Origin of the sequence: Lysinibacillus sp. CNPSo 3705, assembly GCF_028674935.1 — a bacterium.
Lineage (GTDB): Bacteria > Bacillota > Bacilli > Bacillales_A > Planococcaceae > Lysinibacillus.
This window is the reverse complement of the sequence record NZ_JAQZSD010000061.1, coordinates 1-26,361: the sequence shown is the minus strand read 5'-3', so window position 1 is coordinate 26,361 and position 26,361 is coordinate 1. Positions and strand designations below refer to the sequence as shown.

Annotated in this window: 31 protein-coding genes and 1 riboswitch; of the genes, 19 read left to right on the top strand and 12 right to left on the bottom strand. The window is 35.4% G+C overall.

Translation table 11 applies throughout. From position 1 onward, the window contains the following. Positions 1-305: 305 nt before the first annotated feature. From PVA17_RS20045 to PVA17_RS20035, 3 genes are all read right to left on the bottom strand, one after another. On the bottom strand, positions 306-692 hold the full coding sequence (locus PVA17_RS20045) for a DUF3021 family protein (RefSeq protein WP_132361098.1): 387 nt from the start codon (positions 690-692) through the stop codon (positions 306-308). A gap of 15 nt (positions 693-707) precedes the next feature. After that, a complete protein-coding gene (locus PVA17_RS20040) occupies positions 708-1,223 on the bottom strand; it encodes a hypothetical protein (RefSeq protein WP_132361096.1) in 516 nt (171 codons plus the stop codon). An 81-nt stretch (positions 1,224-1,304) separates the two neighbouring features. Further along, on the bottom strand, positions 1,305-1,772 hold the full coding sequence (locus PVA17_RS20035; RefSeq protein WP_132361094.1) for a LytTR family DNA-binding domain-containing protein: 468 nt from the start codon (positions 1,770-1,772) through the stop codon (positions 1,305-1,307). 246 nt (positions 1,773-2,018) lie between these two features. Here PVA17_RS20035 and PVA17_RS20030 point away from each other — a divergent pair, with 246 nt between their 5' ends. Genes PVA17_RS20030 through PVA17_RS20015 form a run of 4 tightly spaced genes read left to right on the top strand, consistent with a single transcriptional unit; the run spans position 2,019 to position 4,404 of the window. Then, positions 2,019-2,684 carry a copper amine oxidase N-terminal domain-containing protein gene (locus PVA17_RS20030; RefSeq protein WP_274068729.1) on the top strand — a complete coding sequence of 222 codons (666 nt, stop codon included), beginning with the start codon at positions 2,019-2,021 and terminating at the stop codon, positions 2,682-2,684. Positions 2,685-2,696: 12 nt separating this feature from the next. Then, positions 2,697-2,939 carry a hypothetical protein gene (locus tag PVA17_RS20025; protein WP_132361090.1) on the top strand — a complete coding sequence of 81 codons (243 nt, stop codon included), beginning with the start codon at positions 2,697-2,699 and terminating at the stop codon, positions 2,937-2,939. A gap of 13 nt (positions 2,940-2,952) precedes the next feature. After that, positions 2,953-3,852: an FAD:protein FMN transferase gene (locus PVA17_RS20020; protein WP_274068728.1), complete on the top strand. Its 900-nt coding sequence runs from the start codon at positions 2,953-2,955 to the stop codon at positions 3,850-3,852. Then, positions 3,853-4,404 (top strand): ferric reductase-like transmembrane domain-containing protein, encoded by a 552-nt coding sequence (locus tag PVA17_RS20015; protein ID WP_132361088.1) that lies wholly within the window; start codon positions 3,853-3,855, stop codon positions 4,402-4,404. It begins immediately after the preceding gene. A gap of 120 nt (positions 4,405-4,524) precedes the next feature. Here PVA17_RS20015 and PVA17_RS20010 read toward each other — a convergent pair whose 3' ends face one another. Further along, a complete protein-coding gene (locus PVA17_RS20010; protein ID WP_274068727.1) occupies positions 4,525-5,760 on the bottom strand; it encodes a sensor histidine kinase in 1,236 nt (411 codons plus the stop codon). Then, positions 5,760-6,431: a response regulator transcription factor gene (locus PVA17_RS20005; protein WP_132361084.1), complete on the bottom strand. Its 672-nt coding sequence runs from the start codon at positions 6,429-6,431 to the stop codon at positions 5,760-5,762. Before PVA17_RS20005 ends, PVA17_RS20010 begins: the two co-directional genes overlap by 1 nt. Positions 6,432-6,594: 163 nt before the next feature. Here PVA17_RS20005 and PVA17_RS20000 point away from each other — a divergent pair, with 163 nt between their 5' ends. Continuing rightward, on the top strand, positions 6,595-7,485 hold the full coding sequence (locus PVA17_RS20000) for a DMT family transporter (protein WP_274068726.1): 891 nt from the start codon (positions 6,595-6,597) through the stop codon (positions 7,483-7,485). Between the two features lie 36 nt (positions 7,486-7,521). Here PVA17_RS20000 and PVA17_RS19995 read toward each other — a convergent pair whose 3' ends face one another. Beyond that, on the bottom strand, positions 7,522-8,208 hold the full coding sequence (locus tag PVA17_RS19995) for an ArsR/SmtB family transcription factor (RefSeq protein WP_132361082.1): 687 nt from the start codon (positions 8,206-8,208) through the stop codon (positions 7,522-7,524). Positions 8,209-8,292: 84 nt separating this feature from the next. On the opposite strand from PVA17_RS19995, the gene PVA17_RS19990 reads away from it, so the two are divergent. The 6 genes from PVA17_RS19990 (at position 8,293) to PVA17_RS19970 (ending at position 12,233) form a co-directional block, all read left to right on the top strand. Then, entirely contained in the window at positions 8,293-8,601 is a 309-nt protein-coding gene (locus PVA17_RS19990) for an antibiotic biosynthesis monooxygenase family protein (RefSeq protein ID WP_248716214.1), read from the top strand. A 100-nt stretch (positions 8,602-8,701) separates the two neighbouring features. Further along, a complete protein-coding gene (locus PVA17_RS19985; protein ID WP_274068725.1) occupies positions 8,702-9,061 on the top strand; it encodes a hypothetical protein in 360 nt (119 codons plus the stop codon). A 219-nt stretch (positions 9,062-9,280) separates the two neighbouring features. After that, on the top strand, positions 9,281-9,598 hold the full coding sequence (locus tag PVA17_RS19980) for a PadR family transcriptional regulator (RefSeq protein ID WP_274068724.1): 318 nt from the start codon (positions 9,281-9,283) through the stop codon (positions 9,596-9,598). Then, positions 9,598-10,143, top strand: a complete 546-nt coding sequence (locus PVA17_RS19975; protein WP_274068723.1) for a DUF2812 domain-containing protein — start codon at positions 9,598-9,600, stop codon at positions 10,141-10,143. Before PVA17_RS19980 ends, PVA17_RS19975 begins: the two co-directional genes overlap by 1 nt. A 359-nt stretch (positions 10,144-10,502) precedes the next feature. Further along, complete coding sequence (locus PVA17_RS25390; protein ID WP_369128053.1) at positions 10,503-10,661, top strand: DUF3951 domain-containing protein; 159 nt, start codon at positions 10,503-10,505, stop codon at positions 10,659-10,661. Between the two features lie 372 nt (positions 10,662-11,033). After that, entirely contained in the window at positions 11,034-12,233 is a 1,200-nt protein-coding gene (locus tag PVA17_RS19970; RefSeq protein ID WP_274068722.1) for an MFS transporter, read from the top strand. A 114-nt stretch (positions 12,234-12,347) separates the two neighbouring features. Here PVA17_RS19970 and PVA17_RS19965 read toward each other — a convergent pair whose 3' ends face one another. The 5 genes from PVA17_RS19965 to PVA17_RS19945 all read right to left on the bottom strand — a co-directional run bounded on the left by PVA17_RS19965 (position 12,348) and on the right by PVA17_RS19945 (position 16,238). Next, entirely contained in the window at positions 12,348-13,628 is a 1,281-nt protein-coding gene (locus PVA17_RS19965; RefSeq protein ID WP_132361070.1) for a Na+/H+ antiporter NhaC family protein, read from the bottom strand. Positions 13,629-13,734: 106 nt separating this feature from the next. Next, positions 13,735-13,842: riboswitch (SAM riboswitch) on the bottom strand. Positions 13,843-14,066: 224 nt separating this feature from the next. Then, positions 14,067-14,414, bottom strand: coding sequence for a hypothetical protein (locus PVA17_RS19960; protein ID WP_132361068.1), 348 nt, complete (start codon positions 14,412-14,414; stop codon positions 14,067-14,069). A 30-nt stretch (positions 14,415-14,444) separates the two neighbouring features. Then, positions 14,445-14,774: a fluoride efflux transporter FluC gene (locus tag PVA17_RS19955; protein ID WP_132361066.1), complete on the bottom strand. Its 330-nt coding sequence runs from the start codon at positions 14,772-14,774 to the stop codon at positions 14,445-14,447. Then, positions 14,771-15,133, bottom strand: coding sequence for a fluoride efflux transporter CrcB (crcB, locus tag PVA17_RS19950; protein ID WP_132361064.1), 363 nt, complete (start codon positions 15,131-15,133; stop codon positions 14,771-14,773). The genes PVA17_RS19955 and crcB overlap by 4 nt, the downstream gene beginning before the upstream one ends. A gap of 685 nt (positions 15,134-15,818) precedes the next feature. Further along, positions 15,819-16,238 carry a VOC family protein gene (locus PVA17_RS19945; RefSeq protein WP_274068721.1) on the bottom strand — a complete coding sequence of 140 codons (420 nt, stop codon included), beginning with the start codon at positions 16,236-16,238 and terminating at the stop codon, positions 15,819-15,821. Positions 16,239-16,774: 536 nt separating this feature from the next. Between PVA17_RS19945 and PVA17_RS19940 the strand changes: the two genes are divergently transcribed. Both PVA17_RS19940 and PVA17_RS19935 read left to right on the top strand, forming a co-directional pair. Beyond that, the gene (locus tag PVA17_RS19940) at positions 16,775-18,517 is read left to right on the top strand and encodes an ABC transporter ATP-binding protein (RefSeq protein WP_132361060.1); all 1,743 of its coding nucleotides are present in this window, start codon (positions 16,775-16,777) and stop codon (positions 18,515-18,517) included. After that, positions 18,514-20,247 carry an ABC transporter ATP-binding protein gene (locus PVA17_RS19935; protein WP_274068720.1) on the top strand — a complete coding sequence of 578 codons (1,734 nt, stop codon included), beginning with the start codon at positions 18,514-18,516 and terminating at the stop codon, positions 20,245-20,247. The genes PVA17_RS19940 and PVA17_RS19935 overlap by 4 nt, the downstream gene beginning before the upstream one ends. 53 nt (positions 20,248-20,300) lie before the next feature. On the opposite strand, the gene PVA17_RS19930 is transcribed toward PVA17_RS19935, so the two are convergent. Then, complete coding sequence (locus PVA17_RS19930; protein ID WP_132361056.1) at positions 20,301-20,672, bottom strand: hypothetical protein; 372 nt, start codon at positions 20,670-20,672, stop codon at positions 20,301-20,303. Between the two features lie 170 nt (positions 20,673-20,842). Between PVA17_RS19930 and dacB the strand changes: the two genes are divergently transcribed. The 6 genes from dacB to lepB all read left to right on the top strand — a co-directional run bounded on the left by dacB (position 20,843) and on the right by lepB (position 26,239). Then, entirely contained in the window at positions 20,843-22,276 is a 1,434-nt protein-coding gene (gene dacB, locus PVA17_RS19925; protein ID WP_274068719.1) for a D-alanyl-D-alanine carboxypeptidase/D-alanyl-D-alanine endopeptidase, read from the top strand. 397 nt (positions 22,277-22,673) lie between these two features. Then, positions 22,674-23,066, top strand: coding sequence for an MBL fold metallo-hydrolase (locus tag PVA17_RS19920; RefSeq protein WP_274068718.1), 393 nt, complete (start codon positions 22,674-22,676; stop codon positions 23,064-23,066). Positions 23,067-23,161: 95 nt separating this feature from the next. Further along, a complete protein-coding gene (locus PVA17_RS19915) occupies positions 23,162-23,512 on the top strand; it encodes an MBL fold metallo-hydrolase (RefSeq protein ID WP_274068717.1) in 351 nt (116 codons plus the stop codon). A gap of 360 nt (positions 23,513-23,872) precedes the next feature. Next, positions 23,873-24,805 (top strand): LCP family glycopolymer transferase, encoded by a 933-nt coding sequence (locus PVA17_RS19910; RefSeq protein WP_274068716.1) that lies wholly within the window; start codon positions 23,873-23,875, stop codon positions 24,803-24,805. A 491-nt stretch (positions 24,806-25,296) separates the two neighbouring features. Further along, complete coding sequence (locus PVA17_RS19905; RefSeq protein WP_274068715.1) at positions 25,297-25,425, top strand: hypothetical protein; 129 nt, start codon at positions 25,297-25,299, stop codon at positions 25,423-25,425. Between the two features lie 256 nt (positions 25,426-25,681). After that, entirely contained in the window at positions 25,682-26,239 is a 558-nt protein-coding gene (gene lepB, locus PVA17_RS19900) for a signal peptidase I (protein ID WP_132361048.1), read from the top strand. Positions 26,240-26,361 lie beyond the last annotated feature (122 nt).

Sequence of the window (26,361 nt, the reverse complement as noted above, 5' to 3'; positions counted from 1 at the left end):
AGTAGAGTCACAGTGCCAAATGAAAAAAGCGAGGTATTCAACGATTAAATCGTTGAATACCTCGCAATGTGAGAAGATATGGACTTTTTCAGTGCCCTCGTTTTAATGAAGCTTGATTTATCTTTTTACGATTCGTTTGTATGATAGGGGGACTGGGACAGGACTCGATGATTATGAAAAACAGCGAAAATAGATAATAACTTTTCCACTTCAATGAGTAGAGTATTCCTTTGTAAATCAAAAAAATGTTAGACCGAAATACAATCAGTCTAACATTTTTTCTTTTTGTCCCAGCTTCATTCCCTTTATAATTTTTTTAGCTGTTTTAGTAAGTCATTTAGCTCATTCGCCTCTTTTTTAGTCTTAGTAAGTGTTATGATCCAAGCAAATAAATAGAGTAATAAAAAACCGCCAAGAAAATCTACGCTTAAAAAATGATCTACCCACTTGTTATATAAAGATATAGAAAAGACTACTAGAAACATCATGATAAAATGGATGACTAAAGCAAACAAATAGTTCAATTTTTCAATGTCAAAAATAATTGTAAAAATACCTGCGCAAGCTGAGATTATGAATACACTAATAATCTCAGCTTCCGAAGAAATGATATTTTTTCTCGATAGTAAAACCATCATAAAAATAAATGCACCAGTGCCTAAACCTGAAAATAGTCTGTTTTTTAATTGCAACGAAATGTCTTCCTCTCAAAATAAGATAGGCTTGTTTAATTCTTTTTGTACATAATATGTAAAAAGAATTCCCCCGAAGAAAAGTCCGATAGATAGTCCATTTATAGCAGAATAAATGATATTAAATGAAAGGTCATTATAAAATGATGGCGAGATGCCTAAGGTTACATTTAAGAGATACTTCACTAAAAAGTTTATTAGAATAATGATCAATGGAAGATAGCACTTCTTTCTCATAATTACTGATCCCTGTTTAAAGAACATTTGATATTTTTTGTACAATAAATAACCAATTAAAGTCCCAGGAAATATGAAAAAGAAATAGCTCATCAAACAACATTCTAAGTGTGAAAATTGAGAGATCATTTTCTCAAATCCCCATATTATAAATATAAAAGGAACTAAAAACATTTTAGATAAATTGATTGGCCTTTCCTGGGAAATAGCGATACCTCTTTTTATTAAAATAATTAGTAATAGCCATACTGGCAATGGCGTTCTTAAAACTACTTCTCTAATGATGTTATACATTCTTTATTGCCTCCTTTGATGTTATTCATCATGGCATCAAAGAGGGAATAAAGAAATACGTCGAAACATATGTGGTGAAAATCAATACATAAGTGGACTTTTGGAATATGTTTTTAGCGCCTTTTTCAAAGAAGATACATATTTTCTTGACACAATTACTTTTTCTTCATTCGAGAGAAAGGCTTCAAGATTACCGTTAGGCTTAACCAAAAATTTATTTAAAAAATGAATATTGATGATGATCGTTTTTGAGATTCTGATGAAGTTATTGGGAAGATTATGCTCCAATTTATATAAAGGGCTTTTTGTTTCAAAAATAGTATCATTTGTATAAATGAATATTTTCCGTTCAAGATATTCTAAATAAAATATATTGGAATAAGGAATTTTTTCTTGTTCGTTTTTTGATATAGACTTCGCTAGTAAATAGTTGTCCGAGCTTTTTTCAAGAGTTGATACAATATCTTTAATAAAAGACGTTAGTTTGTGAATGTTAAATGTACATGTTTCTTCTGTAAGTTTTTCAATAATTTTAATGTTAACCTTCATGTAAGACATATTTTCCTTTCAAAATTGGTTCTTCGTAATTTAATGTTATGCTGATTTTTATAATTGTAGGATAGTTTTCACCAATATTATATATATTAAAACATAAATTTTGAAATAAGCCATTTCTTAGCAGAAAAATCTGTCCATAGAAATGGTTTTTTAGTGTATGTAAAAATTTGTTTGAAAATTTCAGTCTTGTATCATTTTTGACACCTACAATGAAGTCAAAGGAAAGGAGTAGTGTAGATGAAGATGAAAAAAATTAGTCTTGTTGCAGTTCTCATATTGGCAGGTTTTATGTCAAATGACGTAGTCGTACATGCGGATGATCACGAACATGAAGATAAAAAACATGAAGATAAAAAACATGAAAAGTATAAAGAATATAAGGACTACAAAGACGACGATGATGATGATGACGATGAGAAATATTACGATGATGATGATGAAGGTGAAACTTATTATTTTCAAGACGCAGTAAGTGCGAAAGGTACTTGGAATATTTGGACACGAACAGTTGCTGTAGATAAAGAAGTGCTACCTTTTACAAATCCTCAAAAAGCCACGTTAAAGGTAGAAGGGACAAACAAGGAGCTAAGCTTTTTTATTGTACCAAAAGACGGGGAACTTTTTGTACCTGGAAAAGCTGTAGCACAAGTTTTGGGAGCGAAAGCGACATTTTACAAAGAAAGTAAAATCTTAGATGTTCAAAATGAAGCAAATGAATTAATTTACCGAGCTGGAACTAACGTTGTTTATGATAACAATATGAAAACACCATCTCCTGCACAAGTATTTTACATGAATGATGAATTATATGTACCTATTAGTACAATAACAAATGGCTTAGGTTATATAGCAGAGTGGCAAGAGAATAATCAAACATTTGTCTGCCAACCAATTACGAATTAGGGGGGAAGCACTATGAAAGATCCGAAAAAGGCAAAATGGGTATTAGGGACGTCAGGGATACTTTTATCTGCAGCGATACTAACCCAAATTAACAGTCCAACAGAAGCCGAAACTAGACGTACAAATAATGTTCAGGAAGTAGATCAGAAAAATATGACGAAGAAAGAAAAAGAACTCGTACAGCTGGATTGGACAAACTTTGAAATTACAAGTCAGCCTGCTGTCAAAAGCGAGCGCAAAACGAAAAGAACTTAATGGAGTTGGTCGTGTGGATACACTAACTTTGCAAATAATGAATACTGAATTTTATCTAGCTATGCCAAAAGGTGTTCATGTCGTATGGAAAGAAAAAGCTGAGAAATGGCTTCAATATGTAGCAAAAGAATGGTCAAGATTTCAATCGAATAATGAATTAGCACAACTAAATGATTTGGCAATTGGCGAAACGTTACGCATTAGTTCGTTACTATATGATTGTTTAATGCAAGCGGATCAATATTATCAACTTTCTAATTGTTTATTTTCACCGTATCTTAAACGCCAATTAGAACAGCATGGCTACAATCAATCTTTTCCATTTAATGCAGCAAACAGCAAGGCATTTCAAAACAAACCTCTGATTGCAGATCAACCATTTCAATTTCTAGGCGATGAGCAAGTAATGAAGGTAGCGCAGCAGGAAATTGATTTAGGTGGATTTGCTAAAGGATATGCCATTGAAAAATTGGCGAATTGGCTTGAAGAAGAGATATCTCCTGATTATGGACTAATAGACGGGGGAGGGGACATGAAAATGTGGTCTTCTGGGGACAAGACTTGGACAATCGGTGTTGCAGATGCCTGGGATATCGACAAGGAAATTAGCTCGATTAGGATGAAAACAGGTGCCATCGCTACATCTAATCGAGTTTATCGAAGCTGGACGCAAGGAACACGGAAGAAGCATCATTTATTAAACGGACAAACAGGTGAAATTGCAAATACTGAGGTATTACAAGCTTCAGTCGTAACACCCTCTTTATGTGATGCAGAGGTTGGTGCCAAACTGTGCTTTCTTATGGATGAAAGCGAATTGCAGCAATGGTTCAAAAATAATTGTCAACATAGTGCCCGTTTCATTGTTAAAGAAGGGCAAGTAGCAAACTGGAGAATGACGGGGGTGAAATAGATGATCATCAGTACGTGGGAATGGATTCGATTATTAGGGTTTTTAGCGTATTTTTACTTTACAATTTCCATTATATTTGGGTTGTTGAGAAAATCATCATTTGTCAAATCCTATAAAAATCTAATTTTTCATATACATCAAAATGCAGGATGGCTAGGATTAATCACCGTAATAGCGCATATGTTAGTGCTTTTAATCGATCAATATGAGCCGTATAGTATAATAGGAATTTTAATTCCATTCTCAGCTAACTATCAGTCTCTACCATCGGCACTTGGAACAATAGCATTTTATTTGTTTTTAATGGTCATAATGACATCGGATTTATGGATTCGTACAATGAATCGCTCCTTATGGAAAAAACTTCACTTTCTTGTGTTACCAGCATGGTTATTATCACTCGTTCATGGAGTGCTAATTGGAACGGATACAGAAAATAAGTTGGTTATTATGTTTTATGTGGTTTCGGGGGGGATGACGATGTTAGTGCTTGTAGCGAGAACAGTAAGTCAGCTCATAAAAAGAGTAAATATTTCAACGTCACAACAATAAATCCATTATGCCTCGGTATAATTGTGGCTGTCGCTTTGCTTTCGCTATAGAAACAGAATGATGAAAGAAGTTAACAGGAAGCGGTGCCATTTTAAAAAGCCCCGCTTCCTTAATGTTGAATTATATAGGGAATTCAATATGAAATGTAGTACCTTTACCTACTTTACTTGTCGCGTAAATTTTCCCATCATGTTGCTCCACTATTGCTTTTGCTATGGCAAGACCTAAACCAGTGCCATTTCGTTGACGAGCAGCATCACTTCGGTAAAATCGCTCAAACACTAAAGGCAATTCCTGTTCAGTCATACCAACGCCGCTATCAGCAACAGTAATTTTTACAGAATCTTTATTTTTTAAAAGCGTTAGTGTTATTGTTCCACTATTTGTATATCTTATCGCATTGTCTAAAAGAATATAGAGTAGCTCTTGTATTTTTGAAGCATCACCAAGTAGCTCTATGTTTTCTTGGATTTCAGTAGAAAACTGGATGTCAGGAGGCATAATCCTTTGAAATTTCGTGCCCACTTTTTTGAGTAAAGTTGATAATGGTATGATTTCTTTTTGAATGGAAACCTGTTGCTGATCATGCCTTGCTAAGAACAGCAATTTATCTATGAGCTCTTTCATTATTTCAGATTCATCTTTTAAATCCGTAATTAATTCTTTTCCAAAAGGGCTTAATTGCTTTGCTTCCTCTACTTCTAAAATTTCAAGTGAACTATAAAAAATACTTAATGGTGTTCGTAATTCATGGGATGCATCGGATACGAATTTTTTTTGTTTATCGAACGACCATTGAATAGGTACCATCGCTTTCCCAGCCATATAATAGGACAGCAGACCGATTAAGACCGTTGAAATACAAGTTAATAACATCAGTAAATATTTTGTCATTTGAAAAAAATGATGCTGTGACGTCACAGATTTACCAACGATTATATAACCAGCTATTGTATCATCGTTAAATATTGGCTTTTTTAAAAGTAGAAAATGCTCTTCTTGCCAGTCATAATGCTGTACGAGGTCCTCATCTGGATTGCTATTGCCAAACACTTTTTCAATCTGATTTTTCAGCCCCTTGTAAGATTCGTCACCATGGACAAACTTATGATCCTTTGTGTAAATATAGTAAAAAAAACTGCGATTTGGATCATAACTTAAAGTTTTAGTGTTGGCATGAACATGTTCAAAGAAATCATGCTCTTGCCGAACATAAAAATCCTCTAATTCGTTTATTTGTTGATTTTCCATTAATTTTACGAGGGAAAAGTATAGAACAATAACGAATAGTGAAAATAGCAAAAAATAAAGTGTTGCATACAAAAAGGATAATTTTTTTTTCGTTTTATGAAACATTAGTCTTCCCTCAGTTTATAGCCAATCCCTCTAACATTTTGAATACGTGATTTGGATTGACTATCATCAATTTTTTTTCGAACAAGCTTGACTAAAGCATCTAAGGAATTATTCGAAACATCGTAATCGTAGCCCCAAATATAAATACAAATTTGTTCTCTCGTTAGTACACGACCTTTATTGATAAATAAATATTCTAACAGTAAAAATTCGTTTTTCGTTAGATCTATACTTTCATTATTGTACAAAAACACACGGGAATCTACATTCAACTGTAATTGATCTATTTGGATGACCTGTTCTATTACTTTATCTTTTCTTCGTAATAATGCACGAATTCTTGCTAACAATTCTTCTATTTTAAATGGCTTTACTATGTAATCATCTGCGCCACTATCAAGTCCTTTAATGATGTCCTCTGTGTCGTCCTTCGCTGTTAACATTAAAATACTACTATTGAATCCAGTATTTCGTAGCTGCTGGCACACTTGAATTCCACTAAGGTTCGGCATCATCCAATCTAAAATAACAAGGTCGTATTGCTCAGTAAGCGTATGGTCTAGCGCTTCCTGGCCGTTCTCCGCTTCTGTCACATTGTGAAATTCTTTCTTTAAAATATGAACGATATTTCTCCTTAATCGTGCATCATCTTCTGCTAGTAATATTTTCAAGGCAGCTTCCTCCTAGTACCTATATTTAACTAAGTATACGCATAAGAAAATGAAATGAAACTGAAAAAAGTTCCTTCCTCCGTTATATGTATTTCATACTTCGATAAGAGTTGTAGTTTTTCCTATCTATAATGTCCTTAAATATAGAAAAGGGGGACAAATAATGAATATTTATAAATTTACAGCATTGTTAGTTTTAACGACCTTTTTCATGGGATCTTCGTTTGCCGTTGTTAAATTTGGATTGTCTTATGCATCTCCACTGTTATTGGCTGCACTCCGCTTTATACTGGCAGGGATTTTAATGGCTGTCGTCGTATTAGCGATAAAAAGACCTCATCCCACTTCAAAAGAAGGCTGGATGAAAATGTTAACGATAGGGGCGTTTCAAACTGCGGGTGTAATGGGCTGTATTTTTTTAAGCTTGCGGACAATTACGGCAAGTGAATCTTCTATTCTAACATTTACGAATCCGTTATTTGTCGTTATATTTGCTACAATATTTACGAAAGCTCGTTACCGATTGTATCAATGGTGTGGTGTTTTCTTGGGGTTAATGGGTGTTACGATTACAATGGGTATGCAGATCGGAGGAAAAATCGGCATTCTTTTTGGTATTCTTTCAGCTATTTTTTGGGCAATTGCAACATTACTGGCTAAAAAATGGGGTGTTTTATTGGATACATGGGTGCTATCAGCCTATCAAATGCTTTTTGGTGGTTTACTACTTTTAATGGCAAGTTTCGTATTCGAACAACCATTTTTTACCGTGAATGTTCATTCAGTATTCATTTTATTATGGCTTAGCATTTTCTCGTCAATTGTTCAATTTGCCGGCTGGTATTATCTTTTACAACATAGTGATCCTGGAAAAACGAGTGCCTTTTTGTTTTTAGCTCCTTTTTTCGGTGTGATAACAGGCTGGCTATTATTGAATGAACCATTAAAACCATCGTTAATCGTAGGAGGGCTGTTTATTATTGCTGGTATTTATTTAGTGAATCGCAACTTTACCGCGTACCCAAGAAAAATATCGGCGGAGCGTCAAGTATAGTTTGTCCGTGGAAAGAAGGCAAAGCTTTGTGCTAGTTTAAACATCTAACTGAAAAACTTCTTGAAAGCCAGCCCTTCCTTTTTCAGTCACTTTAATAGCACGAATAGACGGGACACGAGTCACCCATCCCAAATTTAACAAATGGGCAAGGATCCCCTGACCAAGAGCACCAGCTAGATGATAACGGCGTTCACTCCAATCTAAACATGCAGGGGAAAATGATCGACGCTTTCTTTTTAATTCATCTAAATCAAGACCGAAATCCGTAAAAAATTGTACACCTTCAGATGTTATAAGAAACTGCTTTTCTTCTCGCTTTAGATAGCCTGCATTAAGCAAAGAGTCTGTTAATTGAACGCCTAGTTTACCAGCTAAATGGTCATAGCAAGTTCTTGCACTCTGTAATAATTTCATTTGGCTAGACTGTTTTAAAGAACGAACTTCAGGGGGAGGAGAAATCGCTAAGAAAGATTCGAGTAAATGAGCAATTTCTTCGTCCGCTAACTGAAAATATCGATGACGACCTTGCTTCTCTACTTTCACAAGTTTACCATCTACTAACTTTGCAAGATGAAAGCTAGCAGTCTGGGGCTTAATAGCTGCCATATAAGCTAATTCACTGGCAGTGTGAAAACGACCATCCATCATACTAGCAAGCATCGTAGCTCTTGAAGTTTCACCTAGAAGCGAAGCGATTTCAGCCATGTTTGGATTAATACCCATTTGTCACAGTCCTTTCTGCATTCCATATTTCGATTCAGTATATATCATTTACAATAATACATAAAAAGGTGGTAGTAAATAGCTATGAAAACATATTATGCCGTAATTTTCACATCACAAAGAACAGACGAGGATGGACAAGGCTATGCCAAGATGGCAGAAATGATGGATAAACTAGCACAAAAACAGCCTGGTTTTCTCCGTGTAGAAAGTGTCAGAAATGCAGAAGGGAAAGGCATTACTGTATCCTATTGGGAATCACTAGAGGCCATTCAGGCATGGAAAGACAATTCAAAACATCTAGTAGCACAGCAATTCGGAAAAGAAAAATGGTACATGCAGTACAGTGTGGAAATTTGTACAGTCATAAAAGATTATTCTTTCATAATGTAAATCGAACGCCATGTCCTATGGCAATTTATCCGTAGCGAAAGAAAGACGACAGCTATATTGTTTTCTGCGCGAAAGCGAAGCGTCAGCGGCAGATGTTTTTTTGCGCGAAAGCGAAGCGTCAGCGGCAGATGTTTTTTTGCGCGAAAGCGAAGCGTCAGCGGCAAATGTTTTCTGCGCGAAAGCGAAGCGTCAGCGGCAAATGTTTTCTGCGCGAAAGCAAAGCGTCAGCGCCAAAGCTTCGTACAATCAAGCGTTAGAGGACTATGAAAAATTAGATGTTGATCTGCAACAACAAGCCAATGTATCTTATCGACAAACGAAGCGAGGAAGTGTAGATAGTATCGTATTATCAAATGATATGAAAAACCATCGCATTATTTGGGAAGAAAATATAGGTGTTATTAACGCTGAGCAAAAAAATCCGGCTGGTTCGTACTTTAAAGAACTACTATGCCATTAGCAATAAGTTTTTTGTTGTTAAATAAGGACATGAAAAAAGAAATGTTCAGATATCAGCTACGTTGGAATCGCCCAATTCAATGATAATTAAAGAGCGAAGAATTATTGATCCCCTTCAAGTAAGACTTGTGAGGGGATTTTTTATAGAGTTGCTCAATATATCATAAAGTGATATATTATTTAATGATATATCGTTTTATGATATATGGAGGTGTAGACAATGAAATCATTAGAGCAGTTAACTGATTCTGTTTTTTATATTATGGCTGCCTTAACGGAGCCTCGACATGGCTATGCGGTCATGAGTTTAATAGAGGAGACAACAAAGGGTACTTTCGTAATTGGTCCTGCATCCCTTTATACAATTATTAAAAAACTATTAGCTGAACGACTTATTCAGCTACATGATGATTCGGATTCTCGGAGAAAGGTCTATGTCTTAACGGATAAAGGTCGAGATATATTGCTCGAAGATATTGAAAGAAGAAAGGTCATGATTCAGTTGGCAGAACAGGGACTACAAAGGGGGCAAAAATAGTGCGAAATAAAAGATATATGGCATCATATGGTTTAGCTTTTTCTGAGGAGCGCGATATGAAAAAATTAAGTGAAGAAGCGGCAAAAGGTTGGCATTTAAAAAGATTTCGATGTGCGGGCTATGGTCTAGAGAAGGGTGAACCACAAGACGTCATTTTTAGTATTGATTATCGTAAATTATCGAAGAGTGAAGAAGAGGAGTATTTTGAGTTATTTGCTTACGGTGGCTGGACACATGTTTGTTCTAGTACTGATATGCATATTTTTAAGGCAGCACCAGAAACAACACCCATTTATAGTGATACTGAGTCTTCTATTGATAAATTATCACGTCTTGCAAAGCCTGTAAACCTAGTAGCATCTATTGCTCTTGCTATAACGATGATTTTGTGGGTAATTATGACATTTACCATTGGAACAATTCAACACATTGCAGACCAAGGATTTATATATTCCTTTATTTTTACTGTTCCAGCAGTAATGACTTCTGGTGGAGTTTACTATCATATGTGGAAAAACCTACGCTTAAAATCCAAGCATATATAAAGAACGAACAGCTGAAGCTTATCAGCTGTTTTTTCATGTTGTTTGAAAATTAGTATGTCAATGGAGGTATTACCGTTACAACTAGGGTGTTCGATGGCCGCTTGGTCCAGCATGATGTTTTATGTGCGAGATCATAACGCTACGAACACCAAACGACAGGGAAAATTTGCTTAATGTCGAAGTATAATATGTAGACCATTAGAATATAGATATTTAATTACATTTAAAATTTAAGATCATTATGTTTACAATTTGGGTATGTCCAATATTTGATGACAATATAATCGTACAGTTGCCTACATTAATTGGTAGTACACTTGCAAAGTAGAAAAACTATAACGAAAGGATAGGATGATGGCATGAATATTGGGAATAGCATAGCGCTTATTGTAAGTCTGATTTTTTCAAGCATTTTGGTTCGGGCAATATATCGTGTTTTTGTGAAAAAGAAAGTACCTACTATGACGTATACACCATTTGATAATGCTATGGATGGTAGAGGTAAACATGACAATTAAGTAAGTGGTGGTTACTTTCAAACAGTAGAGGTGCAGGCTTTATATAACTAATAGTATAAAATATGAGAATCTACTATTATTTCAATATGAGATAATAGTAGATTATTTTTCTTTTTATCGATAATAAGATTTATGAAGGAATTTTATCCTTTATTTGGTATTATTTATTCAAGAGATAGTCAATAGTTTTGTGTAAATGACAATCTACCTTTTCTATAGATCAAAGAATGATTTTGTTTTTTGGAAGGTTAACTCTTTTCGCTTTGCGTATATCAGAACTTTACCCTGATACTTAACTTCGCTCGTGACTAATTAAAACAGTTACTTTATGTGAACTCGCAGGAGATTCGGATTTATTTTTGGGGGGATAATATGATTCAAGGTTCTTGGAGAGCATTGGTATGGATTGGATTATCAGAATTATGTGCATTAAGCTTATGGTTTAGTGCATCAGTGATTGCACCCGAATTAATTGAAATTTGGAACCTTAGCTCCCATTCAGAAGCTTGGCTTTCGGCTGCTATTCCTATTGGCTTTGTAATAGGATCATTGTTTAGTTCCTATTTTGGGGTTGCGGACCGCTTTAATTGCCGAAAGATTTTTGCGATTTCAGTTTTTCTAGGCGCAATATTAAATGTCTTACTAATTCTAGTCCATTATGCTTTTTTAGGTATTCTACTTAGAATTTTAACGGGTATGACTCTTGCAGGTGTTTATCCAATAGCAGTAAAAATTTTATCACAATGGTTTCCACAAAAACGTGGGTTTGCAATCGGAGTCTTAATAGCTGCATTAACAGTAGGATCATCATTACCACATTTTGTAGTTATGTTTTTCTCTTCGTTAAATTGGAAACTCGTGATAATTAGTACTTCAGGATTGGCTTTATTATCGGCTATAATAATAACTTATGTTTTAGAAGATGCCCCAATTGTACCTAATAAATCGCCTTTCTCCTTCAAGTTAATAAAAAAAGTTATTTTGAATAAACCAGTAATGCTTGCGAACTACGGTTATTTCGGGCATATGTGGGAATTGTATGCGATGTGGACATGGCTTCCAGCTTTTTTGACAGCTAGTTTCTTAACTTATTCACCAGAAATTCCTCATTGGTTTATTGCATTATCCTCCTTTATTTCAATAGGAATTGCTGGAGGGATTGGTTGTATGATAGGGGGATTAATCTCGGATAAAACCGGAAGAGCCAATTTAACGATTATTTCTATGTTTATTAGTGCTATCTGCTCGTTAGTAATAGGCTTTACATTTGGGCAGTATATTTGGTTAACGTTAATAATCTCCATGATTTGGGGGATGTCTATCATAGCTGATTCCGCCCAATTTTCAGCTGCAGTTTCAGAAATAGCCGAGGTTGATTATGTAGGTACAGCCCTTACTTTTCAAATGTGTATTGGTTTCTTACTTACTATATTTTCAATAAACCTAATCCCGATTATACAGGGGATTATTGGTTGGGCGTGGGTTTTTACAATATTAGCGATTGGACCTATTCTTGGAATTGGATTTATGGTCAAATATAGACGTTTCGAAATAACTAATGAGAAAGTGTAATTTGTAATTTTTAAGTAATATCTTATCACAATAAAAAATCCAATTGTTTTGATTATTTCTTGCAAAACAATTGGAGTAATTTAGTGGTAAATTAATGTTTTTTAAGTATGAAGCTCAGGCTTTCTTTCCTTTCGGGTATCCGATGAGGATAGCGATGGTTCCGCAAATTCCTATAAGGACTGGATAGAAAGAGTATTGCAACATGCTCACTGGTGAAATTCCGGCTACACTTGCGGCTGCCAGGAATTGGGCTCCGTATGGTAGGAGGCCTTGAATCGTACAGGAGAAAATATCTAATATACTTGCGGACTTTCTTGGCTCAATCTCATACTGTTCAGCAATATTTTTTGCAAGCGGACCAGCAATTAAAATAGCAATCGTATTATTGGCCGTCGATAAATTAGTTAGGCCTACAAGACCGGCAATACCAAATTCAGCACCTTTTTTCGATTTAATCCTTTTAGTTGCAAGGTGAAGTAGAAAGTCAATCCCACCGTTATACTTTATAACTTCCACCATTCCAGCTATTAATATCGCAAGGAATGCCATTTCATACATGCCTGCCATTCCTTCGCCGATCTTTTGAAAAAGGCTCATTAAATGATAGCTGCCATCCGCTAAGCCAACAGCCCCGGCAAGAACAATTCCAGATGCTAGAACAAGGAAAACATTCATTCCAGCTAACGCTAAAATAATGACCAAAATATAGGGAACAATTTTTACCCAATTATAGCTTACATGCTCCACTTGCGCAGTTTCACCCATTGTAATGAACCCTAAAATAAGACTCGTTACAATAGCTGCCGGCAAGACAATCCAAAAATTCACCTTAAATTTATCCTTCATTTGTGCACCTTGTGAACGAACGGCAGTAATGGTTGTATCTGAAATAAAAGATAAATTATCGCCAAACATCGAACCACCAACAATCGCTGCCATTACTAAAGCCATGGAAAGCTCGATATGCTCGCTTATGCCAACTCCAATGGGCGCTAGCGCAACAATCGTTCCCACTGATGTCCCCATTGATAGGGAGATAAAGCAGGCAATGATGAATAAGCCTACGACAAGTAGATTTGGCGGAACGACCGATAAAGCAAAGTTTACAGTGGAATCCACTGCCCCCATGCCTTTTGCTACCGCTGAAAAGGCCCCAGCCAAAAGAAAAATAACAACCATTAGCATGACATTTAAATTTCCTGCGCCTTTGCAAAAAATATCAACCTTTTGCGCAAACGATTCTTGTCGATTCATCGCTAAAGCGACAGCGCCTGAAATGGAAATGGCTACAATGACAGGAAAGGCGTAAAAATCACCTGTAATAACCCCTGAGCCAATAAATAAAATCAAAAACACAACAAATGGGATTAGCGCCCATGGATTCTCTTTCTTCATGTCTACCTCCAAAAATAAAATTGGACACGTCTTTTGTCCATTTTTTTTACGAAAAAAGGCCTCTTCTTGTACTAACAAGAAGAGGCCTTATATCTATAAAACACTCCTCTTATCTATCAAGCCTTTGCCTGCTGGATTTGGCACAGTAACTTAAATCATAAGTTCCGCTGCCGAGATTTCATCGGGCCAGTCCCTCCATCTCTCTTGATAAGAAGCAAAATATTATTTTTTTCACAATAATAAATATTAAAATAAGAATTCAATTTTTGCAACATATTTTTATTTAATTTTTATTTTAAAGCTATATTCTGAAAAGTTTTTGAGGAAAATATCCGTAATATGCTTAGAGCACCTCGATTTAACAGTTGTAGGGAATAAAAGAAGTGTTGCAGCAATTGCAACTTTAAAAGGAAGCGCCCCTGGGACAGCAAAGGGCGCTTAAAACATTTGTGGTAAAAATTCCGTCATAAAGCGTTGGTTTTTACGCAACCATATTTTTAAAATCATACGATGTGTTAGGAGGCGTTGTCTTTTTTGTGGTCTAGCCTTTGCTTCTATTAAACTTTGTAGTAGAGTACATGTTTCTGTTGCAAATGCTTGAGGGTCAACGAGGACGTCAAGCTTATAATCAATTAATTGTACCGCTTGTACCTTTGCAAGTAATTGTGCAAAGCGTGTATTCATTTCTAGAAAGTTTTCTTCTAGTTCTAGGTCGATTAAACGATATAGTGTTTGTTCAATGTCAGCTTCAAGCGCTTGTAATTGTTCAATGGATGGCTGTGTCAAAAAATCACCTCTAGTTTTTTAAAAATGCGACTATACAAGGTAAAAGCCAAGTGTAGCGAAAAATAAGCCGAATATAACTGTAGTGCCTATATAAACAATCGCTTGTCTCCATTTTTGCTGCTCCAAGAGCGTCAAACATTCAAAACCGAATGTCGAAAAAGTCGTATAGGCTCCTAAAAAACCAATCCCTATTAAATGCCAAAACCAATCACTTAGATGTAGCGCAAATAAAAAGCCAAGCGCAAAAGACCCTGTTATATTAATAAAAAATGTTGCCCATGGGTATGTATGGACAATCAATTTTCCTAGATAAAATCGTGTTAGTGCACCTAAAAATCCACCGATACCAATAATTATCATACGATGCGCCCCTTTGCTAGTTTAAATCCTAGCCATGCACAAGCTAAACCGCCAAAAACACTTACTAATATATAAAGAACGGCTTGTAGCCATTTACTATCCTGCAAAAGCAATAGTGTTTCTAAAGAAAATGTCGAAAAGGTTGTAAAGGCACCAAAAAAGCCAGTACCAATTCCTATAATAACAGGCGTTCTCTTTGTAAACATTGTAAATAGCCACGCTAAACAAAAGCAGCCAATTAAGTTCATACAAAGTGTCGCAAATGGAAAACCACCGTTATTTGAAAGTGCTTGGCCAAGGCTATATCGACAGATGGCACCCAAAAATCCGCCAATTCCAACAGCAAAAAATGATTTCACAGTAAAGACTCCTTACTAAAATATCTATATTGAAAAGTGTATCATGTGCACACTATTTTAGATATATTTCTACCAGTTATTTAGATGCAAAAAGATCACCGTTTTACGTTCCAAAATACTTCGTAGTTAATGTCCATATATCATAGCAAAATTATAGTTTCAAATACGATTACATCGTTCAATTGAAATCTTCGTCGACGGAAAACACAATAATATAAAAATAATTACTACAATAGAGCTGGTGCCTTCAAAAGTACCCAGTAAAGTTTAAAACAATAATTGATGTTTAAGTTTGACGCTCGTGTTTCTTATATTCAACTTGCACCGACGGATGTTGGCATGAGCGAAGAGGAATGCAATTTTTACACCCTTAATGGAAAGTAGGGGACAGTCTCCGTGTTTACTATTTTTTAATTTTTTGGGGGAGGATGGGCGATAAATTAAAGTTAGGCGAAAATCTAAAAATTGTGCCGATCAATTGCTGGAAGCCCCTCTCGAACTAGATTTGTTCGTTCAGGGTCTTCCAGAATTGAAAATTTTGTAATCGTATTTTGTGAAAAATTAAGGATACTACTTACCGTTTTTTTGAACTTGATTCTTTTTAATACTCTGCCAGCTACTTAACACAAGTAGTGTAACAGGTAACGTGTTTTTGCTGTTGCAAACATGTCATAATTTTTTATTACTATAATTGTCCTTTAACATTGTCAATGACAGTATCAAAGTCTTTATTGGAATCGACACTTTCCATTATTGTAAAAATATATCCATCTGGATCTTCTAAAGTTAATTCTTTTGCATTCCATGGTTGTACTGTCGGTTTTTGAATGATATTTGTTTCATTTTCCAGTGCAGCTTGATAAATACTATGAATATCACTAGAAAATAAATTAATAATGACTGAGTCACAAGTGTTGACTTCTTCATCCTGTAATAACATCAAATCTTGGTATTTTGCGCCTCTTAAATGTGTCATTGAAGTTGTTCCGTTAGCATCTGGAAAATTAAATACTGAATTGAAATTTAGTACATTTCCATACCATTCTTTTGACTTTTCAATATCTTTTACTTTTAGCTCCAAATAAGGGCATTTGGTAAAATTCATTCATGTCTATTTCCTCTTTAGGTTCATACAAACTAACCATAAAGGTTTACGCAGCGTTAAAGTCAAGACAAAAAGTTATAGATTTTTATGTTACATTTTAGGATTTTAGCAATTTAGTGCTTTAAAGCGTTAATTTTTTTAAAAAACAGAAAAAATACCAGCGAGTTAGTTGACAAATATTTCTAAAGTATGATAATCTTCAATAACACTATAACAATCTTAAATAAAGGAGGGCATGACGATGTTAATTTTACCAGTATCATATCAAAGTACAACTGCATACATTGTCCATGTCTTCTAACATTTTTATTTTGCGTTGCAAATAAATGGCATGGTAACTCCTTGCCTTTTATGAAGAGACACATGCTCTTTTTTTGGGGTATGTGTCTTTTTTGTGGCAAAAAAGGGTTGTAGTGATCATAAAAAAGGAGTGTATGTGTATGCGAAACAAAGTACAAAAAATGATTTTCATCAAGAAATTTATGGAGAGTGGGTAGCAAAGTTTTAACAGCACTTGAGAAAGAAGGTTATAACGTATGTTTGATGTTTTAAGTAAATTAAGCTGGTTTTTCAAGAAATACTGGAAGCAATATACAATAGCCGTTACGCTATTAATGATTGCGAGTGGCTTAGAAGTTGTTCCACCGTATTTACTAGGGTCAATTATTGATATATTGACAGCTGGTGAAATGACACCAGCTCTTTTAACGAAGTACATTTTGATTTTCCTGTGTATCATTGTTGGGGGATATGCCCTTAATTTTGTGTGGCAATTCAGATTATTTGAAGGGGCTATTAACTTAGAGAAAATTTTACGCCGCAACCTTATGCAGCATTTTTTGCGTATGACACCAACTTTTTATGAAAAAAATCGTACTGGGGATTTAATGGCCCGCGCGACGAATGATTTAAACGCTGTGTCGCTAACTGCTGGGTTCGGGATTATGACATTGATTGATTCCACAATTTACATGGGCTTTATTATTTTCGCCATGGGTTTTATGATTTCGTGGAAGCTTACTTTTTTTGCAATGCTGCCAGTACCAATCATGGCAATCCTTATACAATATTTAGGGAAGATTGTGCATGAACGCTATATGAAGGCGCAGGATGTTTTTGGAGAGCTGAATGATAGTGTTCTAGAGTCGGTGGCAGGAGTGAGAGTTGTACGGGCATACGTACAAGAAAAAAAGGATGAAACAAATTTTGCAGAGATGAGCGAGATTGTGTATGAAAAAAATATGCATACTGCAAAAATTAACGCCTTGTTTGGACCGATTACAAAGGTCGGTACTGGGATTAGTTATGTTATAGCGCTTGGCTACGGTGCTCATTTAGTAGCGACTGAGGCTATGACAGTTGGGCAGCTTGTAACGTTTAATGTTTACTTGGGGCTAGCAGTTTGGCCAATATTTGCAATTGGGGAACTTATCAATGTGATGCAGCAAGGTAACGCTTCACTTGATCGTGTACAGGAAACGTTAAACTACGAGATGGATGTTCAAAATATTGCAAATCCTCAAATGATTTCAACACCAAATGCGATTGGCTTTGATGATTTAACATTCCAATATCCAATGAGCCAGGTGAAAAATCTTCAGCAAATTTCGCTGTCGTTGAAAAAGGGGCAAACACTTGGCATTGTAGGTAAAACAGGAGCGGGTAAAACGACCTTCCTACGACAATTATTACGCGAGTATCCAATCGGTGAAGGACAGCTATCGATTGATGGAGTCGATATTACTGCCCAAACGAAGGAGCAGTTACTCGACTGGATTGGTTATGTTCCACAGGATCATGTTCTATTCTCACGTACTATTCGTGAAAATATTTTATTTGGGAAAGAGGATGCTACACAGTCTGAATTGCAGCAGGCGGTTCGTGCAGCATACTTTGAAAGGGATTTGGAAAATTTACCAATGGGCTTAGAGACCCTTGTTGGTGAAAAGGGTGTATCTCTTTCAGGTGGTCAAAAGCAACGTGTTTCCATTGCGCGTGCTCTTATTAAAGACCCTGAAATTTTAATGCTTGATGACTCGCTTTCTGCTGTAGACGCCAAAACAGAGGCAAAAATTATTGAGAATATACAGCGAGAACGTCAAGACAAAACGACGATTATTACAACACATCGTTTATCAGGAATTCAGCACGCCGATTTAATCATCGTGCTAGATGAAGGCCAAATTGTAGAGCAGGGAACACATGAGCAACTTCTTTCACTACAAGGATGGTATAAAGAGCAATTTGACCGTCAGCAGCTAGAAGGAGGTGCCTCATGAGTACGAGTCAACGTTTAACACGCTATGCCATGTATTTTAAAAAACCGATACTACTTGGATTATTTTTCTTGACAATCGCCGTTTTTACGGAGCTTGTTGGGCCGTTTATTGCGAAGCATATTATTGATAATTACATGACAATTGGCCGCATTGAATTTAAACCAATTACTTGGTTATTAGTTGTCTATTTACTTTTAGCAATAGCTACAGCTGTTTTACGCTATTTTATGTATATCTATTTACAAATGGGTGCTAACCGTGTTGTACAAAAATTACGTAAAGATGTATTTGAGCATATTCAAACATTGCCAATTCAGTACTTCGATAATTTACCAGCAGGGAAAATTGTTGCCCGTGTCACGAATGATACGGAGGCTGTTCGTAATTTATACGTTCAAGTACTTTCAAACTTCGTTACAAGTTTAATTTCTATTGTGGGTGTTTATATCGCACTCTTCATTTTAAATTGGAAAATGGCATTCCTAGCACTGGCTATGGTACCAGTCGTTTATTTATGGATGATTTTATACCGTAAAGTTGCTTCGAAATATAATGATGTTATTAGAACGAAAATCGCCGATATTAACGCAATGATTAATGAGTCAATTCAAGGGATGACGATTATTCAAGCATTTCGTCGTGAGCAGCAAATGACGAAGGAATTTGATGACATGAATAATGAGCATTATGCATACGAGCGCAAGCTGCTTTTCCTCGATTCTGCAACTTCCTTCAACCTTGTTAATACATTAAGACTTCTTATGTTTACAATCTTTATTTTTTACTTTGGTACACAGTCATTTACAGCAACGGAAGTTATTTCTGCGGGGACATTATATGCCTTTGTTGATTATTTAACGCGATTATTTAATCCGATAACGAATATTGTCAATCAATTTTCTCAGCTTGAACGCTCACTTGTTGCAGGAAAGCGTGTCTTTGAGGTGTTAGATATTAACGGGGAACCAGTATCTGAAAAAAGTTTACCTAGATATAAAGGGAATGTGGTGTTCGAAGATGTTTCCTTTGCTTATAAAAATGATGAATACGTATTGAAAAACCTGTCATTTGAAGCACACCAAGGTGAAACCATTGCCTTAGTAGGTCATACAGGATCTGGTAAAAGTTCTATTATGAACTTATTGTTCCGTTTCTATGACCCTTCTAAAGGGAAAATTACGATTGATGGAATTGATATCACTTCGGTTCCTCGCCAAACAATGCGTGAACATATGGGCATTGTTCTACAGGATCCATATTTATTTACAGGCACTATTGCTTCGAACGTTAGCCTGAATAATCCTAAAATTTCACGTGAAAAAATAGAAACGTCATTAAAAGCTGTTGGTGGTGAGCGTGTTTTAGCGAACTTGCCAAATGGCTATGATGAGCCTGTTATTGAGAAGGGGAGCACACTGTCATCTGGACAGCGTCAGTTAATATCCTTTGCGCGTGCGCTTGCCTTTGACCCAGCTATTTTAATTTTAGATGAGGCTACTTCTAATATAGATACGGAAACAGAGGAGATTATTCAGCATGCGATGGATGTGCTAAAAAAAGGACGTACAACATTCATTATCGCTCACCGACTTTCTACTATTAAAAATGCAGATCGTATTCTTGTCTTAGATCGAGGCAAGATTGTTGAGCGTGGTACACATGATGAATTATTAGCGCAGGGCGGCATTTACGAAAAAATGTATCAAATGCAGGCGAATTCATTGCAATAATTTATGGAATACATGAAGCCCCACTCTATGAAAAATAAAGTGGGGCTTTCTATTTAAGATCTTACATTTTTAAAGACATTGACAACAAAGAATAGCACTGAAATTGCCACTGCGATACCGCCACCAGATACAAAGAGTTCAAATAACCAGTTTGGTACATCTATATAAACCATCATCATACCGACTAAAAGGAACGGTAATCCGATATTGTAAAACCAAAATTGTGCTTTGGCTAAACCTGTCTCAGCGGCATCTTTATATACAGAATAAATTATGCCGATTAAACCAGTTGTTAGCCAACCTACAACACCAATATGTGCATGTGTCGTCTTCCAGTCGAGTTGATTTGTATAATGCATAAACAGTCCAAAGGCCATAACAATCACTAAATATAAAACTGAAATCTTTATCCATTTAGCACCCATATTTAATAAACAACTCCTTTCCCGAAATGATTTAGCTAGCTATTACAGTTTATTCTTGTCGAATAAAAAAGATGACATTTTGTAAAATAAAAAAGTGTTTTATTGTATAATGCTAATTTTTTCCGTAGAATAAAAGCATGAAAAGTAGAAATTTGCCAATTGGAGGATCTATGAAAAAGAAGATTAATTTTTTAATAATGATTTTATTGGTCTGTTACTCGACCATTATCTTTGTTGAGAAGGCAGGTGCTAGTGAGCAAATGATGACAACAAAAGTGAATAGTATTATTGCGAAGAGTTGGAAGAACAACGAGTACAGCATTACCGTACGAGATATAGAAACAGGTAATGTGCTCTACAATAATAATGGTGAAAAAATGATACGTCCTGCCTCTACGCATAAGCTTTTAGTTAGTGCCGCTGCATTGGATTTATTAGGACCAGATTATCGCTTTGCGACGAAGACGTATATCGATGGATCAATTGAAAATGGTGTACTTTACGGTAATATTTATTTACAGGGCGGGGGAGATCCAACGCTTCTACCTAGTCATTTAGAGTCATTCGCCAATGGCCTGAAAAAAATGGGTATCTCTAAAATTACGGGTTCTTTAATAGGGGATGATACTTGGTTTGATGCGGATCGCTTACCAAAGGGTATTTTACCTCAAGAAGAGAATCAACCTTATGCTTCACGTATTTCAGCATTAACGATTTCGCCAAATGATCAATATGATATAGCAAATGTGCAGGTGAAAGTGACAGGCTCAAAGGTTGGTACTACAGCTAATGTTCAGCTCGTTCCGTTTGCAAGTACTATCCCGGTTGTTAACAAAACGAAAATTGTTAAAAAGGGCGAGAAAAGTACTGTGAAAATTACAAGAGAATATGGTACAGATCGAATTATTGTAACGGGTAACTTACCAGCAGGTTCACAGAAAAGTACATATGTAACTGTCTTTAATCCAACCCTCTATACACTCGATGTATTTCGGGAAAAATTAGTAGCAAAAGGTATCCAAACAATGCCTCTTGAAACTGGGAAGGTACCTGAAAATGCACAGCAAGTAGGTATTTCGTATTCAAAGCCATTAACTGAGATTAACTTTAAATATTTAAAGTTAAGCATTAATGGCATGGGTGATATGTTGACAAAACAACTTGGACGAGAGTTACTCGGAGAAGGAAGCTGGTCGGCTGGCATCCAAGCAATTCGTACATATGGTAGTAATAATGGGCTTACTATGGATCAATGGTATTTTGTAGACGGTTCAGGTTTAAGTCATCAAAATCGAGTTAATAGTATGCAAGAAAGTCTATTATTATATAAAGTTCGAAGTAAATCCTGGTATAACTCATATTTAGATGCATTACCGCATGCAGGAAAAAAGGGCAGCCTTGTTGGTGCGACTTTAGAAAATCGTATGAAGGGCTATAGTGTATCTGCTAAAACAGGCTATATTTCTGGAACATATTCTTTGAGTGGTTATGTAAAAGGAAAAAGTGGTAAGTGGTATATCTTTAGTATTTTAACACAGGCGAATAAAACTTCAGCCATCCCAACTATTGATGAAATTGTTAAACAGATTGCAAATGAAATGTAAGCTTAATGGCTTAAATGAGCATGTGCAAAGACGTTAAAGTAAAAATCTCGCAAGTTCGCTTTTGTAATGATGAAAAAAGCTGTACTAAACAAAAAGCTATTTTTAAGAGGCTGGGACAGAACTCGATTTTTGAAAAATAGCGAAAGTAGATAATAACTTTTCCGCTTCAATGAGTAGCGTGTTCCTTCCTAAATCAAAAAAATGTTAGACCGAAATGCAAACGGTCTAACATTTTTTCTTTTTGTCCCAGCCTCTTTTATTTATGATTAAAGCTATAAGTTGGAATGCTTAAAATAAGTAGTTCAATATTTATGATTTGCATTGTTCTAGAAAAAGATTAACTATAAATCACACCTCACTCTTTTTTGTTATAATTACCAAAGAAAGGTTGGGTTATATGAAATTAACTATTTTAGTAGATAATAACACTTTAATTGATCGCTATTTTTTAGGGGAACCTGGGCTTTCTTTTTTTATTGAAGAAGATGATAAACGTATCCTTTTTGATACAGGATATTCTGATGTCTTTATAAAGAATGCAGAGAAAATGAGAATTGATTTAAGAAATCTAGATTATGTTGTTTTGTCGCATGGGCATGTGGATCATACATGGGGACTGACGCATTTAATTAGACTACATATGGAAGCAAAAAATGAAGAAATACTATACAATTCGCCAAAGATTATTGGCCACCCATTGGTTTTTAACACTAAACTATTTGACCCTGTAGGAGAGATAGGGAGTATCTTATCTCATGAAAAGTTAAGTAGACCTTTCCGATCCGATTAACGAAAGAACCATTATGGCTAACAGATCGACTAGTATTTCTAGGGGAAATTAAAAGAATATTTGATTTTGAAGGAAAAGATTCTATAGGGCAAGTTGTGACAGATCAAGAGCGTGTTAATGACTTCGTTTTGGATGACACAGCGATCGTTTATAAATCTTCAGAAGGGTTAGTTATTATCGTTGGATGTGCACATGCTGGAATATGTAACATTATCGAATATGCCAAAGAGGTATGTCAGGAAGAGAGAGTAGTTGATATTATTGGCGGATTTCATCTCTTACATTCGACGAAAGAGCAGTTAGATAATACAGTTCATTATATTAAAGAGCTTAAACCTACTAAGCTTCATGCTTGCCATTGTACAGATTTACACGCTAAAATAGCTCTTTCAACAGTTGCTTATTTAGAAGAAGTTGGAGTAGGATTACAACTTTCATATCTATAAGTTCAATTTTGGACAATTAAAGTAAATATCCTATGGGCCAGTTGGATAGTATTTATTCCTTGATAAACAATCTGCCCCGATTGTTTCAACACTCTTAAACTAAGCTGTTTCATTAGTTGAATTACGGGTAAAAAAATAAACCATAGTGGAATCAAATAAAGTTTTTTGTCATAAAGTTAGCTGACACTAAATAAATGAGGGGGTATTTATAAATAAAAAGATTAGGATGTCGTACATTTAGTAAATACTAGTGTACGTCTTTTTTTCGTCCAATATGCATATAATTAGACTATATTAACTTTTTTCCAACTTAAAACGTCAAAAAGAGGGGTAAATTTTTTTGCAAGAGAGGACTTATGTATGGAAAAAAATATGAAACGCTCTAAAGAAAAAAAGAGCAAGAAGAAAATTTGGCTATGGATAGTAGGTAGTTTATTAACAATTTTTTTAATTTTTATAGGTACTGCTTATTATACAATCCAAAAAACGATGAATAAAATAAATACACCATTACTTGAAACGACAGGTGATGAAAAAGAACAAAAAATAGTTACGAAAAAAGATCCGTTTTCTGTGTTAATGCTTGGAGTAGATGAACGTAAAAATGATAGTGGCCGTTCTGACACGATGATAGTCATTACCGTGAATCCTGAAAAACATACGATGAAGATGCTCAGTATACCTCGAGATACTCGTACAGAAATTATTGGACATAATTCCGTCGATAAAATTAACCATGCCTATGCATTTGGAGGCGTCCCAATGGCGGTGAAAACGGTGGAGCATTTTTTAGATATACCAATTGATTATTATGTGTTTATTAATATGGAAGGCTTCCTGCAAATTATCGACACGATCGGTGGGGTAACAATTGATAACGATATGGATTTAACTTATAACTCCTACCATTATCCGAAGGGGGAGATCACTTTAGACGGTGATAAGGCACTGATTTTTTCACGTATTCGTTATGAAGATCCCCGTGGTGATTTTGGTCGTCAAATTCGACAACGTCAAATTATTGAAGCGGTTCTGAAAAAAGCCTCTTCGACATCTTCTATTTTATTAAAGGCTACAGATATGCTTGATGTAGTAGGAGACAATGTCCGTATGAATTTTACGATGAAGGACTTAATCCAGTTACAAAGTATTTATAAAAAAATGGATGGTAAAATTGATCAGTTATCATTTAAAGAGGGAAATGGTAAAAGAATTGATAATATATGGTATTTCATGCCTGAAGAGACAGAGCTAGAACAAATAAAATCGGAATTAAAAGCCAGTTTGCAATAAAAACTTAGGTGTGACAATTTGAGTATGATAGCTGTAAATTTATTGACAATGAAGGGAGGGAGATCAATGAATGGGAGGACCCAGGTGCTTAGGTATACAGCTCTAAACAATTGCATGCAAAGCTATGTGCCTAAGCGTAAGGTTCAAAAAAGTCGAGTCAGTTCAGCCATGCGTCATTTACAACTATTGTGTTTAAAAATTTTTATATGAAAAATAAAAAAAATCATTCAGGTAGGGTGCATGCCTAGTTGAATGGTTTTTTTATTTTTTTCAGCAGGTATCCAACACGCTAAAAATCAGGAACTCAGTCTAAGAATGCCACGTCCTGTGAATTACGGAAATGATCGACATCGGTATGCCCTCATGTAGGCTACAGCACATAGTCGATTTCGGACGTATTTTGCCTCGCCATAAGTGTTTTGAATTGATCGTTTGAAAAATCAGGAAATTGATGTATAATTTTATTAGAAGTGGTTGAGGGAGTGATTGTGTTGATTATAGGCACAATTTTATTAGTAGTTGCAGTACGTGCAGGTATTGGTTTAGCAGTCGACTTCATTAATAGCAGCATCACTCTACTACACAAAGTAACCATTCATACTCGAAAAACAAAAGAATAGGATGCATTTAGGCAAAGTTATAAAGCGACTTTGTCTATTTTTGTGGCTCATAATCCATTTGTCATAGACGAGACCCTGGAGCTGAAGAGAAATAGATCTCCCGATGCCCCTGGAAGGCCTCTAGCTGGAACAGAAAATCAACCTCATGTTTTGCTAATGAGTCATTTTGGTGAACTTGGAACAATTTATGTGATTAATTCGTCAAAATACTGTAAAAAATGTTATACTATAAATAAAACAGTATCGGGGAATGAGCATGCAAGAAGAGAAATCAAGTTTCAAAAAAGAATTACTATCTTATCTTAAAATTATTGTGATTACAGCTATAGTTGTTTTAGGCTGTAAGCAATTCTTATTTGCACCGATTAAAGTGCAAGGGGCTTCTATGTACCCAACATATCATGATAAAGATATTATTATGGTAAGTAAAATGAGCAAAATTGAACGCTTTGATCAAATTGTTTTTCAATCACCAACAGAAGATGAACTCTATATTAAACGAGTGATTGGTCTGCCAGGTGATACAGTTGAAATGAAAGACGATGTTTTGTATGTAAATGGCAAAGCTTATAAAGAAGATTATGTGAATCGTCAAACAGATGATCCTAATCAATTACGTATTACAGAGAATTTCACATTAGAGCAATTATTAAATGAAAAAAAGGTTCCTGAGGGTATGTATTTTGTACTGGGGGATAACCGTTTGAAAAGTTCCGATAGCCGCCACTATGGCTTAATTTCTAAAGATGCCATCTATGGTGAAGCTAAATTAACTATATATCCGTTTAGTCGTTTCCATATCGGTCCAAAATAAGTGAAAAAAGAGGCAGCGCTTGTGGAGGGCACTGAAAAACTTACGTTTTCATAAAAACGAACCTTTCTCAGATAAAAATAAGGCACTTCTTGTTCAATTTTGAACAGGAAGTGCCTTATTTC